Source organism: Bradyrhizobium sp. CCGUVB14, from assembly GCF_024199935.1.
Classification (GTDB): domain Bacteria; phylum Pseudomonadota; class Alphaproteobacteria; order Rhizobiales; family Xanthobacteraceae; genus Bradyrhizobium.
The window spans coordinates 1,094,627-1,109,582 of record NZ_JANADS010000001.1; the positions used below are offsets into that span (position 1 = coordinate 1,094,627).

Genomic DNA, 14,956 nt, shown 5'->3' on the forward strand with positions numbered 1-14,956 from the left:
TTCAACTTCCGGATGATCCCTGCGCAAGGCATGATCGACGCAGCCAGCCAGAGGCCGCGTCATGGGAGTAGCGCTGCTAGCTTGGGGACGCTTCTTCGGGCCGCACGGCGAGCGCGTGACCGTGCCGGCGCCGGTCGACGGGCGCGGCGCACCCTGGCTGCTCGATTTCCTCGCCACGCATGTCCGCGCGCTGCGCGATGTCGGCTTCACCGCGATCCAGTTGCCGCCGACGTCGAAGGCGCAAGGCGGAGCGGGGCCCGGCTGTGACGGCTATGGCGTGTTCGATCCCCGCGATATCGGCAGCAAGAGCCAGCAAGGCTCGGTCGCCACGCGCTACGGCCCCAAAGCTTCGCTGACGCGTCTGGTCGCCGTCGCGCATGCCTGCGATATCGACGTCTATCTCGATCTCGTTCTGCATCAACGCAGCGGCGAGAATGGCGGTCCCGGCGTATTCCGCTATCTCGGCGCGGACGGGCAGACGCTGAACGGACGGCACACCACTTCGCCCTCATGGTTTCGCGGCGTGCCGCCGGACGATCTGCCCGATGATGACGTGCCGAGCCCGCCCAACGATTTTCCGTTCGGTCGCGAGCTGTCCTACCAGCGCTGCCGCCCGCCGCGCGTCACGATCGAGGATGCGCTCGACTTCGGCGAATGGGTGTTCCGCACCACCGGCGCGGACGGCGCGCGCTTCGACGACGTCAAGGGCACCTGGGCGCCGTTCGTGCGCGAGTTCATGACGCACGGCGTGATGGCGTCGAAGTTTTTCTATTCGGAGTATTTTGACGGCAATCGCGCCATCCTCAACGGCTGGGCGACGCAGCCGCCGCTCAATGGCCGATCTCTCGTCGCCGACTTCCCGATGCATTGGGCGTTGCAATCCGCCTGCGATGGCGGCAATGCGCGCGTGCTTGATGGCGCCGGCTATACCAGCTGGCGTCCCGATCTCTCCTGCACCTTCGTCGACAATCCCGATACCGACACCTCGCCGGGCCAGCAGGTCATCAGCAACAAGCTGCTCGCCTATGCCTTCCTGCTGTCGATCGAGGGCTACCCGTTCGTCTACGGCAAGGACTACTTCCCGCCCGGCGTCTGGCCCGGCGCCTACGGGCTGAAGCCATGGATCGATAATCTGGTCTGGATCCACGAGCATCTCGCCAATGGGCCGACCAGCGGCCGCTTTCTGGATGACAAGGTGATCGTGCTCAATCGTACCGGTGCACCCGGCCTGCTGACCGCGCTGAATTTCGACACCATGAATGCGCGTACGATCAGCTGCCAGACCGCGTTCGGAGCCAATGTCCAATTGCATGACTATAGCGGCCATCATGCCGATATCCGCACCGACGGAAACGGCGTCGCGACTTTCACGATCCCGAGCAACGCGTTCAGCAAGGGACAGAGCTATCTGTGCTTCTCGCGTGCCGGCCTGAATGTCGCGTCGATCAGGCATCCCCGTCACACCACGCAAACGATCTTCGGCGCCGCCGATCTCGACACGCTGCCGGCCACCAATGCCGAGACCGAGACGGCACGGATCTGGGTGGAGCAGGGCAGCAAGATCGCCCTCAGGGTCAGCCTCGATCGCCACGGCGTGCCGCCAGATGGCTCGCTCAAGATCACCGTCAACGATGCGCACGGACACAACGTGGTCGAGGCCGTGTGCAGCGGCGACCATGTCAGCGCGGCCGGAACGGCCGGCGCGACCGGCGAGCATCATATTCGCGTCGCGGGCCGGCAATTGCCGGAGCACGGCGCGGCGTTTTCAATCGACGTCACCTACCTTGCTCCACAAATCGTTTGAGAGGATTGCCATGTCATTGCATCTGTTGTGGACGTCCGCCGACAGCCTGATTGCCGCCTTCGCGCTGTCCTTCGTTGTGCCGGGGCGGCATGCGCTGCCGCTCGCATTGATGTTCGGCCTGTGCGACGGGCTCGGCTCGGCGCTCGGCGTCGGCATGCCGCTTGCGGGTGGGCTTGCCGCGATGCTGCTGATGGCGTGGGGCGCGGCGCTTCTCGTTGGCCTGCCCATCGCGCAACGCCTGTCGAACGCGCCGGGCTGGCTCTACGTCCTGCCGCCGCTGCTGGCGATCGACAATGTCGTGTCACGTGCGGGCGACGCGCCGGTCCCTGCGGCGTTGTCGAGCGCGATCATGGCCGGGCTCGGCTTTGCCTGCGGAGCCGTCGTGCTGAACGGGGGCCGCGCAGGCTTGCGCAACGCGCGACCGCTGGCTGCGGCCTGCCTGATTGCAGCTGGAAGCCTGCTTGCCTGGGGAGCCTGACCATGGCCGGCTCCGTCACCACCCGCAGCTATGACCTCGCCAGAACCGGCGCGAATAATACCGAGACCGTGCTGACGGCGACCGCCGTCCGCACCAAAGGCATCGTCAAGCTCTTCAGCATTCCCATTCCCGACGATCCCCGGCTCGAGGCGCAGCCGCTGGCCGTCGGTGGCGTGCATACGGTTGATGGCAAGACCCGCGACCTGATCTTCCAGGCCACCATGGGCAACTGGGTCTACGCTTTCGATGCGGTGACCGGCGAAAAAATCTGGGCGACGAATCTCGGCCGCCCCATCGTCGGAACGCCCGCCATCGACGGCCACATGACCAATGTCGATTGGGGAATCCTCTCGACCCCCGTGATCGACGAAGCGGCCGGAATTCTCTACGCCTGCGCCTGGATCAGCGACGATGGCAGCGTGGCCAGGGCCCAGCATTTTCTTGCAGCGCTTCGGATCCGCGACGGCTCGAAGGTGCATGACAAGCTGTTGAACCTGGAAGGCGCGATCTATACCCCGCCGGGTGGCCTGCCCGTGCAGAAATTCGTCTCGATCCAGCGCAAACAACGCAGCGCACTGACGCTGACGCAGAACCACGTGCTGATCCCTTTCGGCACGGTCAGGGAGACCTCGGCGGCGGCGCGGGGCTGGCTGATCGCGGTCGACGTCCATGCCTGGCATATTGCGGCCGCATGGTGCTCCACCGTGACCGGCTCCGGCGGCGGGCTGTGGCAGAGCGGGGCCGGCCCCGCCATTGCCCCCGACGGTTCGATCTATGTCATCACCGGCAACGGCGCGTTCTCGCCGCAGCAGGGCGATTTCGGCGAGAGCGTGGTGCGGCTGGCCTTGCACACCGGGCCTCTCGCGCATTTCGAGGTGCTGTCGTGGTGGACACCGTGGACGGATGCCAACCGTGTCGGCGCCGCGGCTGCGGCGCTGCTCGATGACGACGACGACGACGATGCGCACGCGCTGCCGTCGAACGTGTCGCTGACCGCGGTGATCGGCCACGCCAAGCGGATGGGAATGGCGCTCACGCCGCTTCATGCGCGCGAGTTGGCGCATGTCGCGGTGACGTCCGGGCCCGACCCGATGGATGCGCAGATCGCGCCGGCCGTGGCGCATCACTTGGCGGCGATGAAGGAATCGGCGTGGAGCGACCAGGATTTCGGTTCAGGAGGACCGGTCTATGTCGGATCGGCCCACGCCGTGCTCGCGGCTGGCAAGGACGGCATTCTCTACACCGGGAATGCAACGGCGCTCGGCGACACCCAGCCGGGTGATCTTCAGGCCGGTCACTTCGCCGCCAACTATGCCAAGCTCAAGATGCCGCCGATCCTCTATACGTTCTTCGATCCCGCCGTGCCGCCGGCGCCGGCCTCGCCGATGCAATTGAATCTGTATCCGGGCGGCGCGACGCGGCATCTGCATGGCACGCCGCTGCTGTTCTCGTCCACGACGCATGGCGTGATGCATATCGTCGGCGGCGAGAACAGCGCTCTACGGGCCTGGTCGATCGCGGCCGACGGGACCTCGACCTATCTCGCCGGATCGAACGAGATCGCGTCGCCACAATCGCCGCGTCCATCGGGCGGCATGCCCGGCTGGAGCATCACGCTCGCCGCCAACAACGGGGCTGACGCCATCGTCGTCGCGATGGTCCCCTACAAGGACAGCAACATGATGCTCAGCCCCGGCCGCTTCCTGGTCTATGACGCGCAGAATTTCGCGACCAATCCGGACGGCTCGCAACGGCTCCAGGTGATCTGGGACAGCGAGAACTGGGGCCCAGAGCACGCCTTCATGCATCCCAAGTTCAACCGTCCGATCGTCTGGAAGGGCCGCATCTATCGCCCGACCTATAATGGACAGCTCGACGTTTATGGACTGACGAACTAGGGCGGCTCGATCCGCGAGTCCGAAACCGTAGGGTGGGCAAAGGCGCAAGGCGCCGTGCCCACCAATAGAAGGGGTGGGCACGCCGTCGCGTTGCCCACCCTGCGACACTGCTCATGTGGAAAAGATCGCGCTTCAGCCGCCGTGCGACTCCACCACCTTGCGGCAGCTGTCCGAAAGCTTGGCCTTGTTCTCGCGCAGGCAGGCGTTCATCTGCGGCGGCTTGCCGATATGCTCGGCGCAGAATTTGCCCGCATCGCTGCGGCAGGCCATCTGCTCCTGCGGCGTGGGGCCGGATTGCGCCGTGGCGGGAACGATGGCTGCGGCGAGCAGCAAGGCTGCGAGTACCGAAATCTTCATGAGGCATCTCCTCGGGAATGTCATTGTCGGCTTGGGATCAAGCGGGCCGGACCATCTCGCGGAGATCCATGGCCGGTCCATGCCATGTTCATGGCATCGGCGCGGCGGCTCGCGCATCGCACCCCCATCTTCATGGCATGTCTTGGCGCATCGTCTTTTGCCATTGAGGCTGCACGTCGGCTGCGAGACCCGGTGACTGCATCGGGCGCCGAACGGGAAGCAGGAGAGCAAGATGTCGAAAATGGGACCGCTGAGCGCCGGGCTGACGATGATGATGCTGGCGGGTGCGGCGATGGTGTCGCTGGGCACGAGCCCGGCGCAGGCGGTGGTTTACTGCAAGACGGTCGGCGTGCCCAAGGGTTGCGTGGTGCGGCCGGTCGGAGCGGTGGTGATTGCGCCAGGCGCACCGGTTGCAGCCGCGGCCGTGGCCACGCCCGGCGTCGGTGCGCCCGGTGTCGGCGTCCGCGCTGGCACGCCCATGAATCGTGGCGGTCCGGTCAATCGCGTCGGCGTGCGCTGAGCCTCCTTCCTCACCTCGCCCCGCAAGCGGGGCGAGGGAGAAGAACGACTTCAGCCCGTGGCCGCGTCGCTGTCGGGAAAGACCTGCGGCAATTGCAGCTGCACCCGCGTGCCCGAGGCATCCGAGCTCAGATCGAGCACTGCGCCGCAGCGCGTGGCGCGGTTTCGCATGTTGCGCAGGCCGCGTGCGCTCTGGCTCGCGCCCGCGGCTTCGCAATCGTCACCAAGCACAAAGCCGCGACCGTCGTCGGCGACGCTGATCACGCCGTACGGTCCCTGGCCATCGTCGCGCGTTTCGATGGCAACGGCGATGTGGCGCGCAACCGCGTGCTTGACCGCATTGGTCACGGCCTCGTCCAGGATGCGCACGATCTGGATGACGTGCCAGGGCCGCAGCTCAGGATGCAGCGGCAGGCCCTGCGGCGTCGCCACGCGCCAGTCGAGCGCGATGTCGTGCGGCCGCAACTGCATCGCCGCGCGCTCGCGCCAGGAGCCGAGTGCGAGCATGAGGTCGCCACCTATGTCGTCCATGGAATCGATGACCAGACGCAGATCCTTCAGCGCGGCGCGCGCCGCATCGGTGATGGTCGCACCCTCCTGCCCGCGCTCGGAGAGCGCGACGATGCTGATCAGCTGGCCGCCGAGGCCGTCATGAAGGTCGCGCATCAGCCGCGTGCGCTCGTTGGCGAGGGCCGCGGCCCGCGCGCGGGCCTCCTCGCGGGCAAAACTTGCCTTCAGCCGCTCCTCGGCCTCGCGCACGCGCGCGACCAGCTGGCCGGCAAAGCTGTCGACCTGGTTGAGCGCCCGGGCGAAGCGCCAGGTCAGCCCGGCGCCGATCGCAATCAGCAGCGCCGAATAGGACAGCCGCGAGACAAAGGTGCGCTCGTTGGGCATGATCTCGAACACCGAGAGCATATCGTGGACCCAGCAGGTCAGCACGATGGTGGCCGCGCAGCCGAGCGCGAAGCTCGCCACGTCCTTGCGCTTGAGCACGGCGTAGGCCGCGATGCCGGCCATCAGGACCAGGCAGAACCCGACCGTCGGGATCCCCAAAAGCAGGAAAAGAATGCGCGGCAGCGGCGGACCCGCGATGAGGCCGCCGGCGATCACGATGAGCCCCGGCACGAACAGCAGCGCGCCGTAGCGCGGCCAGCGCCAGCCGAGGAAGAGCACGGCCGACACCACGATCAGCGCGCTCTCGATCGGTGCGGACGAGAGCAGCACGCCGGCGAGCCGGGACGAGGTGGCCGGCGGCACCGGCGGCGTCAGGAAGGCCTGCACCACGCCGAGCACCATCGCCACCGCCAGCACGCCATAGACCGGCTCGTGGCGCCGCATCAGCCACATGATGGCGAGGATGACGGCCAGGATCGACTGCCAGGCCGAGAACACCACGGGCAGCGTGACGAACAGCAGCGTGCGCGTCTCGTAGGCCGGGCGCAAGGCGGCATCCGGGCCGACATAGACGGTGTCGAGAAACCCGCGCAACGGTCCCCACACGAACAGCCGGATAGTGATGTCGTTGCTGCCGTCGTGCAGCAGCGATGGCGGGATCACCGCAATCTCGGGCGTGTTGCGGTCAGGCCGGTTGGCGGTGGGATCGCGCCGGGAGTCCAGGATCGCGACGCCGTTGACCGCGATCTCCGCGCCGTTGCTGAAGCGCGGCAGGAACACCGACCAGGTCGTACCGGCGGCATCGGGCTTGAAGATGAATTTGCCCGAATAGAGCGGCGGATCGGCCAGTGAATAGCGCGACGCCGTGAAATGCGGCAGCGTCACGGGACGCGTCGTGCCGGCCTCGTGCAACGAGAATTCGCCCACCGCAAAATCGTCGGGATCGTGCGGCTCCAGCAGCCGCAGCCCGAGCATGGTGGCAAGCACGATCAGCGCCTGGAGCAGCAGATACGGCACGATGCGCGCGAGCCGCAGCCTGTGCCGCGAGACCACGGCCTTCGCGGCAATCTCGCTCACAGCTTGATCAGGCCCTGCTGGACCGCTTCGAACACGGCTTCGCTGCGCGTGTGCACCTCGAGCTTGCGGTAGATGTTCTTGATGTGGCCGGGCACGGTCTGCCGGGACAGGCCGAGATGGCTCGCGATCTCGGCGTAGCTGAAGCCCTTGGCAATGCCCCAGAGGATGTCGATCTCGCGCGGCGTGAGTTTTGCGGTGTTGAGCACGGGCCCCGGCGGGGGCTCGGCGGAGTTTTGCGTTCGCCGCACGATGAAGCGCGCGATCGAGGCCGAAATCGGCGAATGCCCGGCGACCAGATCGCGCACGGTGGTGGCGATGTCGGTCGGGAAGGCGTCCTTGAGCAGATAGCCGGTGGCGCCGACGGTGATGGCGGAGATCACGCTTTCCTCGTCGCCCAGCGCCGAGATCACCATGATCTCGGTGTCCGGAAAGCGCCGCCTGGTCTCGCGGATCAGCTCGACACCATGGCCGTCGGGCAACCGCAGATCGGTCAGCAGAACGCGCGGTGCGCCGCCAGCAAGCGCGCCGCGGGCCTCGCCGAGCGAGCCGGCGGTGCGCACCTCGTATCCGGCCTTCACCAGCGCGTCCTGAAGACGCCAGCAGGTCGGTGCGTCGTCTTCGACGAGGAGGATGGTGATGGCCTCACCGGTCTCGCCCTGGTCCGTCATGATCATGGTCCCAGCCGCGTGTCCCCCGCGGCGCGCGCGCCAAGCTTAGCCGCGGCGCCACGTGCGCGACACCCATAATCATGGGGGCGGGGGCGCTGGCAACCGCTGGAGCCGGATCGTCGCCGTTCCGCTGTTGTTTTTGTAGAACTGGACGCGCCGGCCCTGGACCGGCAGGAGCCAGCGCGGTGCGTGCCGCGTGGAGATGAATCGCGGGAAGAGCTGGACGGCGTCGTTGACGTAGAAGAACAATTCGCCGGCCTCGGGCGCCTCGAATTCCGCGACGAACAGCTCGGACAAGCCCTGCTTGCGCCAGAGCGCGCGCGCCGCCGGCAGCGCCGCTTCCGGGATCGGCTCGAAATCCCCGAACGGTTTCCAGACGCGATTCAATTCGCTGCCCGGTGTCTTGAACTCGGCGGAGTCCTCGACATGGATCGGGTAGTTGTTCTTGCTGTCGTCGTCATAGGCCGGCACCGTCGCGTTGACGCGCCGCGGCAGCTCGCTCGCTGGCACTCCGTTGATGGCCTGCAGCGGCAGATCGTATGATCCGCGCGCGCCGATCCGCACGACCGGCTGGAACCAGTTCGCGCCCTGAAGCCGCAGGATCGGAACGGCCATGCGATGGGTCAGATCCGGCGGGGTGGTGAATCCGTTCACGCCGGTCATGATGGTGCGGTCGAACCACGGATCGGCCATTTCAATCCAGACGCGGTATTTGCGGCCCTTCTCCACCGCGAGGCGGCTTGGCCAGCAGAAATGGCTGACGTCGAACAATTCGCCGTCGCGCGCCGTCACCGGCGTGTCGCCTATGGCACGCGTCGATGCGCTGCTCTTGCAGAAGTCGCCGACGCCCGCGCGCCAGTCGAGATAGCCGCGCGACAGCAACAGCACAGCGGAGCCGAAAATGGCGATCAGGAAAATGCCCGGCATCAGCACGTTGGTGAAGGCCATGCGCACCGGCCAGGCGTGCAGTCGCATCCAGCGGCCGATCGCGAGCAGCCAGCCGGATTTGCTGACGCGCTTTCGTGAGGCCATCCGGTCGGGCCGGTACCAGGCCAGTCGGGCGCGTTCCTGGATGCTGTCGCGCAGCGCCGCATTCCTGTTCCACGCGATCAGGATGATGATGACGAGGACCGTGGTGACGAAGGGATAATACAGCGCGATCGCAAGCCATGGTGCCGCGTAGGACGGCAGCACGCTCGCGAGCAGATCGGCGAACGGCTTGACGACCGTGCTCGTGCCGTTGTCGATCGCCGTGATCACCTTGAGCAGCGTGGTGTCTTCGAGACCGTGCTCCTTGGTCGACCCTACGACGGAGCGCGCGATCCACGGCCACGCGACGAGGACGCCGAGCGCGATCAGCAGTGAGAAATAGGCGAAGCGGCGCCACCACACGGTGTCGAGAACCTGACGCGCCATCTCGGGATTCGGCGGGCTCATCGCCATGAAGGCGTCGGCTTCGGCCGCCCTGTGGCCATCGCCTTCTCGTTTCGCGTAGGCGGACCTCATGGCCTTGCGCGTTTCGTCCCGCGTCAGCGGCAGCACCTGTCCATCCGGCAGCAGCACCCTCGCATTGGCCGGAAGCATCAGCGGCGCATAATTGTCGCAGCCGTGCAGCATGCGCTCGACCACGCCGAAGTGCACCACCGGCGGTCCGCCATCTTCCACGCGGTCGTGGATCGGCCGCGGACCGTAGCGGTACAGCACGCCGGCGCCGCTGCGCGAATCGTGGATCGGCCCGATCGCCGACTGATATTGGCGGAAGTGCTCGATCGTGCCGTCCTGGAAGCGGAGCTGGTCGCCGAGTTGCTCGGCCATCCACACCAGGGGCACGAAGGACAGCGTGGATTCCGGATAGCCGCCGCCGATGTCGGAATGGACGCCGGCGAACCACACCTCCTTGACGATCTGTCCCTCGGCAAGGCCGGCCTGGTCGATGCGCAGCGGATGGAAGGTGGTACGTTCGTCGTCGAGCGCGAGCGCATGACAGGCGTGCTTCACCTTGCCGGAGAGCCGGTAGTTTCGGAACGAGATCGGCCAGATCGCCCAATCGATCGCGACACGGAGCTCCTCGATCGGCACCCCGAACGCCTCGACCGTGTCGAACAGTCCGAGGAATTCGATTCGGACCTCCTTGCGGCCGTCCATGGCCTCGCGAACCTCCGCATAGGAGCGCTGCCGAAAAACGAGTTGATAGAGATAGATCAGCACGTCGCGGATCCAGCGCACGACCCAGATCGTCGGCAGGCTGTAATAGCCGACCGATTGCTTACGATATGCCCGCCACGCGGCCATCGTGTTGCGCTGCATCTCGGCATGCGACACGGCGACCTTGTCGATGACGGCCGGCACCAGCCCCTGGCTCGCGATCAGCGCTGCCAGCGTGCGCGCGGTGAAGGCGCCGCGGCTGAAGCCGAAGATGTAGATCTCGTCGCCCTCGCGCCAGTTCCAGCACAGGAAGCGATAGAGCTTGCGGACGTTGGCGGGCACGCCGATGCCGGTGGCACCGTCGAGGGCGGCGAGCGGCGCCCAGCCGGCGGTGCCGACACCCTTGATGTAGTAGGCGATCTGGTCGGGCTTGGTATGGTCGAGCGCCTCGTAGAGGCGCCAGACGCTGGATTCCTGGGTGGTGAAGGCGTTGCCGGTGCCATCGGCGAACAGCACCAGCTTGCGGGGCGCACGCGCATCGGCCGCATTCGCCGTGGCATTGGAATCTTCGTGCGTTTGGTCCGGCCTTGCGGGACCGCCATGCAGCGCCCTGTCGTGGTGCGTCATGGGCTCCTCCGAAAATCCAGTTGGGATGCTTAAACCTGCCCGGGCGGCATCCTTCAAAATTCAATCAGTGGTTTTGTCGTGAATGAATGGATGTATTTCGCCCATAATCGCGCTGAGGTAGCAAGGACGATTGCGCCGTTTCGCTGCGGCTGTCTATGATCTCCGCCACAATCGGCAAAAGAAATGCCCGGGCAAGCCCGGGCATGACTCTCATCCGCGAAGCGGTGGTGTGGTCGGCTCTTACCTGCCGTTGCCGCGGCAGGCACCGCCGGGTCCGATATGGTAGCCGCGCGGGCAGGCATGCGCGGCGGGGTTGGCGAAATTGCGCAGGCAGCCGCCATAGGGGCCACGGTGCCAGCCGGCGCCGCAGCCGCCGGCGACCGCGATGACATCGCCATTGCCTTGTGCGCCGAACGGCGCCAGCGGCATGGCCTGGGCCGAGCTGACGATTGCGCCGAGCGCGAGCGCCGCGGCAAACACGGTTCGTATCATGCGTCTTGCTCCCTGATGTCTGCGGTCAGTGGGTGGCTGCGAAAGCGATGCCGGCGCGTACTTCGGTGATCGCCTGGTCGATCAGCCCCAGCGCCCGTTCGCGATGACCGCCCTTGTTGGGCTCGGCCTTGACCAGCTCGGCGCGGGCCGATTGCAGGATCGCCACCGCCTCGTCCATGTGCGGTTGCGCGCCGAGCGCGTAGCCGATGCAGAGGCTGGTTGCGATGGCGCCGCCGAGCACGAGGCTGCGGGGTAGAGAGGTTCGCATGTCGTTGTCTCCTCCAGCGGGCGTCAGGCTGGGGCCGCCCGGTTGCCCGGACGCGATTCGCGTGTGGCGGGATGTCGCATCCGCTGCCTGAATAGGATGGTGGCGTGCGGCCCGTCTTGGACTGTCCGGCGCCCGAGGCCTTGCCGCTTGGACTGACCGGCGCAGCTTGAATCGGGTGACGGTACTGGTAGCCTATGACCGTCGGCCTTCAGCGCGGGTTCATCCGCGGCTTGCAAGGCTCAATCGTTTTCTGCGCGATTTTTTCCGAAAAAGCTTTTCCCGGAAGTCCTTGTCGATGTCCGTCATCAGGAAGTCGCTCTCGACCGCGATGCTGCCGCAGGATCTGTCCGACCGGCAGCGCTTCATCCGTTTCGCCGAGCTGTTCGAGCATTTTTCCAACACCGGCGAGCTCGATCCGGCCTCCGACGTGCCGTTTCGCGCCGCCATGAACTCGATCCATATCGGCACCACCATGCTCGGCCGCTGCGACGGCAGCTTCGTCACGGTGCGCCGGGAAAAGCGCCAGGTGATCGAGACCGGCGATGACCGCTTCTGCCTCGCGCGCAACACCGGCGATCTCTCCTCGCAGGTGATCCATCGCGGCCGCGAATTCACCATGCGGCCGGGATCGATGGTGTTGTTGAAGCTCGACGAGCCGTTCTTCGCCGCAGACGGCGCGAGCCAGAAGCGTTTCACCAACGTGCATCTGCCGGTCGATTCACTGCGCGCGATGGTCGCCGACGTCGACGACCTCGTTGGCTGCGAGCTTGAGCCCGGCGGCGCGCTGTCGCTGATGATGGACTACAGCGATCTGCTGCTTCGTCATCCCTCGGCCGCCGACGAGGCCGGCATGGCGATCGCGTCGCATTTGCTCGATCTCGCCGCGATCGGCCTGGGCGCCCGCAGCGACGTTGCGGCTGCGGCACGGCGCCGGGGCCTGCGCGCGGTACGGCTGAAGGCCGTGCAGTCGATTCTCGAGGCGCGCTTCCACGAGCCGGATTTCTCCGCTCAAAAGCTCGCCACGGCCGCCGGTCTCTCCGAGCGCTATGTCAACGAGCTCTTGTTCGAAGCGGGCGCGAGCTTCACCACCCGGCTGACCGAGTTGCGCCTGCGCAAGGCGGCCGACCTGCTCGCCCATCGCGAGGGGCGCATCAGCGACATCGCGTTCGCCTGCGGCTTCAATGATCTGTCGTATTTCAATCGCTGTTTTCGCCGCAGGTTCGGCCTGACCCCGACCGCGGCGCGGGGCAAGTGAGGCGCGCCTAAGGCGTCTCCACCCTCGGCGGCGGATATCGGCGCGCCAGCATCGACAGCGGCAGGCGCCGCTCGTCCAGCGGCAGCTCCAGCCAGGCCAGCACCAGCGGCCGCTTCCAGTCGCCGACACCGAACTCCATGTCGACCCATTTCTGCGGCTCGGGCCCATCGAGGCCGCGGACCCAGACGAAATAGCGGGGCGGATCGTCGGCGCCGGTGTCCGTCGTCGGTCTCCTGGCCATCACTTGCTCACCGTCTCGACACGCATTATCGCAAGGATATAGGTAGCGGCGCGGCAAAGTCGAACGCGGGCCCCGCGGATTTTGCGAAACCACGAAGCGGCCGGACGCCTGGGTCCAGAGCACATGAACGAAACCGTGATCGATGCTTGGGATGATGCGTCGCAGGTGATGACGCGGCTGGCGGGCCGCTGGTCGTTCGACCGGGTCATCGCAGGTCAAGGGAGCATGCAGGGTCTCGCGACCTTCACGCCATTGGACGCGGAGCGCCTCGCCTATCGCGAGCAGGGACGCTTGAGGCTCCAGAACGGCACCGAGCTTGAAGCGGAGCGGGAGTACGTCTTCCGCAAGTGCGACCGCGGATTCGAAGTCTTCTTCAAGGAGACGCCGCCACGGCTATTCCACGCGATTGAGCTTGCTGCATCCGATGGTGGCGCTCTGAACGGAAGCGCCGGCCATCTGTGCAATCTCGACAATTATCAGTCGACCTACACCTTCCTGGCCGATGGTGGCTTTGTCATTCGTCACGTCGTGTCGGGTCCGCGCAAGGACTACACGATGATCACGACCTACACGCGGGCCGCGTGAGGCTCGGGGATCGCGACAATGACGCTTTCGTCGAAGCGACTGCGGATTGCCGGAGCGTCGTGCGCCACGGACGGCTAGCGCTTCGGCTTGCGAAGCACCATCCTGCCTTTTGAAGTCATGCCATCCCAGCTGGCGGACCAGCTGACTTCCGGGGCAGAGGACTTTTGATCCCAGGCCCCCTGCAGCGCAAACAGGCCGCCTTGGGGATCGACGCATCGCAGGATCCAGCAATCATCCGGCAACTCGATCGGCCCCTGGAGAATCCGGCCTCCGCCGGCATGGACCCGCCTGGCCGCCGCGCCGACGTCGTCGACATTGAAGTAGTGCAGCCAGCACGCGTGCGGCACGCTCGGAAGTTTGGTGAGCATGCCGCCGACCGTCCGTCCAGCCGCCGAGAACAATTCATACACGCTCGCCGGATCGTTTTCGGGAGAGGCCTGTTGCCAGCCAAGCAGCTCTCCGTAAAACGCAAAGATCGTGCTCCGATCCGCGGCAAGCAGCTCGTGCCAGCCCACTCGTCCGGGTTCATCCGATCCGCCCGGTTGCGATCGGCCATATGTCAATCCTGTGACCAGCGCAAACGTCGCTCCTTGCGGATCGGCGACTACCGCAATGCGGCCGATGTTGCTGTCTGTCGGTGAGACCAGGATCGCGCCTCCAAGCAGGCGGATGTGAGCGGCCTTCGCATCAACGTCATCGACGGCAACGTAGCCGAGCCATCTCGGCGTTGCCCCCATGCGCACTCCCTCTTCCGGAAGCGCCATAAGTCCGGCGACCGGAGCGTCACCCGCGTTCAACAGCGTGTAGGCCAGTTCCGCGGTGGACGCATCCTTCGTGGTCCAGCCAACGATCTCGGCGTAAAAAGCAGCGGCCGACCGCCTGTCTGTCGTCAGCAGCTCATACCAGACGAAACCTCCGACCCGATCGATCAAATTGTCTGCTCCGTTCGGGCGGGCAGGCGATTGCGCACTGCATCATGCGCCATGGTCCGGCATGCTCGACGCAAAATTGCCGCGATGTCGTTCATGAAGATTACAAAGCAGCCTCTCGACATCTTGTCGATGCGCAATTCTTGCTCGCTTTGGTTGCTCGGCGTAGGATGCCCTGAGGAAATCATTCTCATTCTTCCCGGATTTGGAGGATGCGGCCATGCGGCGAACGAAGCAAGCTTCGAAAAAAGTTCGGATGACCAAAGCTGCAGTGCCGGCCCTCGGAGTAGCCGGGCTGACTTTTTCGCTGGCAGGCAGCGCATATGCGACAGCCGCAGTTCCGGCAGGCGACGCGCCGCAAAGGCTGAACGTCATGCCTGGCCAGTTTACCCAGCTCAGCGAGGAAGAACTCGCCGATGTCAGCCTTGCCACTTTCCATCTCGCCAGCGATGAGAAAACCTTGAGCGGCATCCTGCTCGCGCGGGGATGCGGTGGCTGTCGTGGCTGCGGCGGTTGTCGCGGCTGCGGTGGTTGCAGAGGCTGCGCGGGCTGCAGAGCCTGCCGCTGCGGCGTCGGTTGTGGCGTTGGCATTGGCTGTGCCGTTGTTGCGCCGATCGCATGCACCGGGTGCTGCGCATCGTGGGGCCGCTGCCGCTGGTGCTAGGCGTTGGCGCTCCCTGACGGGACATCGACAGGTCGCGATTTCATTGGCCGGGCTC

At 66.0% G+C, this 14,956-nt stretch carries 15 protein-coding genes; 6 read left to right on the plus strand and 9 right to left on the minus strand.

The features are described 5' to 3' along the window. The first annotated feature begins 61 nt into the window (after nucleotides 1-61). From NLM32_RS05245 to NLM32_RS05255, 3 genes are read left to right on the plus strand one after another with little or no spacing between them, the layout of a single operon-like run. Nucleotides 62-1,804 carry a hypothetical protein gene (locus tag NLM32_RS05245; protein WP_254128198.1) on the plus strand — a complete coding sequence of 581 codons (1,743 nt, stop codon included), beginning with the start codon at nucleotides 62-64 and terminating at the stop codon, nucleotides 1,802-1,804. Between the two features lie 10 nt (nucleotides 1,805-1,814). Beyond that, on the plus strand, nucleotides 1,815-2,282 hold the full coding sequence (locus tag NLM32_RS05250) for a hypothetical protein (RefSeq protein ID WP_254128199.1): 468 nt from the start codon (nucleotides 1,815-1,817) through the stop codon (nucleotides 2,280-2,282). A 2-nt stretch (nucleotides 2,283-2,284) separates the two neighbouring features. Further along, nucleotides 2,285-4,180: a PQQ-like beta-propeller repeat protein gene (locus tag NLM32_RS05255; RefSeq protein WP_254128200.1), complete on the plus strand. Its 1,896-nt coding sequence runs from the start codon at nucleotides 2,285-2,287 to the stop codon at nucleotides 4,178-4,180. 132 nt (nucleotides 4,181-4,312) lie between these two features. Here NLM32_RS05255 and NLM32_RS05260 read toward each other — a convergent pair whose 3' ends face one another. Further along, nucleotides 4,313-4,537, minus strand: coding sequence for a cysteine rich repeat-containing protein (locus tag NLM32_RS05260; RefSeq protein WP_254128201.1), 225 nt, complete (start codon nucleotides 4,535-4,537; stop codon nucleotides 4,313-4,315). A 232-nt stretch (nucleotides 4,538-4,769) separates the two neighbouring features. Here NLM32_RS05260 and NLM32_RS05265 point away from each other — a divergent pair, with 232 nt between their 5' ends. Beyond that, nucleotides 4,770-5,057, plus strand: a complete 288-nt coding sequence (locus NLM32_RS05265; protein WP_254128202.1) for a hypothetical protein — start codon at nucleotides 4,770-4,772, stop codon at nucleotides 5,055-5,057. Nucleotides 5,058-5,107: 50 nt separating this feature from the next. On the opposite strand, the gene NLM32_RS05270 is transcribed toward NLM32_RS05265, so the two are convergent. The 5 genes from NLM32_RS05270 to NLM32_RS05290 form a co-directional block, all read right to left on the minus strand. Further along, complete coding sequence (locus NLM32_RS05270; protein ID WP_254128203.1) at nucleotides 5,108-7,027, minus strand: ATP-binding protein; 1,920 nt, start codon at nucleotides 7,025-7,027, stop codon at nucleotides 5,108-5,110. Next, nucleotides 7,024-7,695 (minus strand): response regulator transcription factor, encoded by a 672-nt coding sequence (locus tag NLM32_RS05275; RefSeq protein WP_254128204.1) that lies wholly within the window; start codon nucleotides 7,693-7,695, stop codon nucleotides 7,024-7,026. Before NLM32_RS05275 ends, NLM32_RS05270 begins: the two co-directional genes overlap by 4 nt. A gap of 78 nt (nucleotides 7,696-7,773) precedes the next feature. Next, nucleotides 7,774-10,467, minus strand: a complete 2,694-nt coding sequence (locus NLM32_RS05280; protein WP_254128205.1) for a DUF2235 domain-containing protein — start codon at nucleotides 10,465-10,467, stop codon at nucleotides 7,774-7,776. A 240-nt stretch (nucleotides 10,468-10,707) separates the two neighbouring features. Beyond that, nucleotides 10,708-10,959, minus strand: a complete 252-nt coding sequence (locus NLM32_RS05285; protein ID WP_254128206.1) for a GCG_CRPN prefix-to-repeats domain-containing protein — start codon at nucleotides 10,957-10,959, stop codon at nucleotides 10,708-10,710. Nucleotides 10,960-10,984: 25 nt separating this feature from the next. Beyond that, the gene (locus tag NLM32_RS05290; protein ID WP_148755338.1) at nucleotides 10,985-11,227 is read right to left on the minus strand and encodes a hypothetical protein; all 243 of its coding nucleotides are present in this window, start codon (nucleotides 11,225-11,227) and stop codon (nucleotides 10,985-10,987) included. Between the two features lie 295 nt (nucleotides 11,228-11,522). Between NLM32_RS05290 and NLM32_RS05295 the strand changes: the two genes are divergently transcribed. Further along, nucleotides 11,523-12,482 carry an AraC family transcriptional regulator gene (locus NLM32_RS05295; protein ID WP_254128207.1) on the plus strand — a complete coding sequence of 320 codons (960 nt, stop codon included), beginning with the start codon at nucleotides 11,523-11,525 and terminating at the stop codon, nucleotides 12,480-12,482. 7 nt (nucleotides 12,483-12,489) lie between these two features. Here the strand turns inward: NLM32_RS05295 and NLM32_RS05300 are convergent, their stop codons facing one another. Next, a complete protein-coding gene (locus tag NLM32_RS05300; RefSeq protein ID WP_254128208.1) occupies nucleotides 12,490-12,723 on the minus strand; it encodes a hypothetical protein in 234 nt (77 codons plus the stop codon). Between the two features lie 123 nt (nucleotides 12,724-12,846). On the opposite strand from NLM32_RS05300, the gene NLM32_RS05305 reads away from it, so the two are divergent. Further along, a complete protein-coding gene (locus NLM32_RS05305) occupies nucleotides 12,847-13,308 on the plus strand; it encodes a DUF6314 family protein (protein WP_254128209.1) in 462 nt (153 codons plus the stop codon). A 74-nt stretch (nucleotides 13,309-13,382) separates the two neighbouring features. Here the strand turns inward: NLM32_RS05305 and NLM32_RS05310 are convergent, their stop codons facing one another. Both NLM32_RS05310 and NLM32_RS05315 read right to left on the minus strand, forming a co-directional pair. Beyond that, nucleotides 13,383-14,240: a VOC family protein gene (locus NLM32_RS05310; RefSeq protein ID WP_254128210.1), complete on the minus strand. Its 858-nt coding sequence runs from the start codon at nucleotides 14,238-14,240 to the stop codon at nucleotides 13,383-13,385. A gap of 42 nt (nucleotides 14,241-14,282) precedes the next feature. After that, entirely contained in the window at nucleotides 14,283-14,708 is a 426-nt protein-coding gene (locus tag NLM32_RS05315) for a hypothetical protein (RefSeq protein ID WP_254128211.1), read from the minus strand. Nucleotides 14,709-14,956 lie beyond the last annotated feature (248 nt).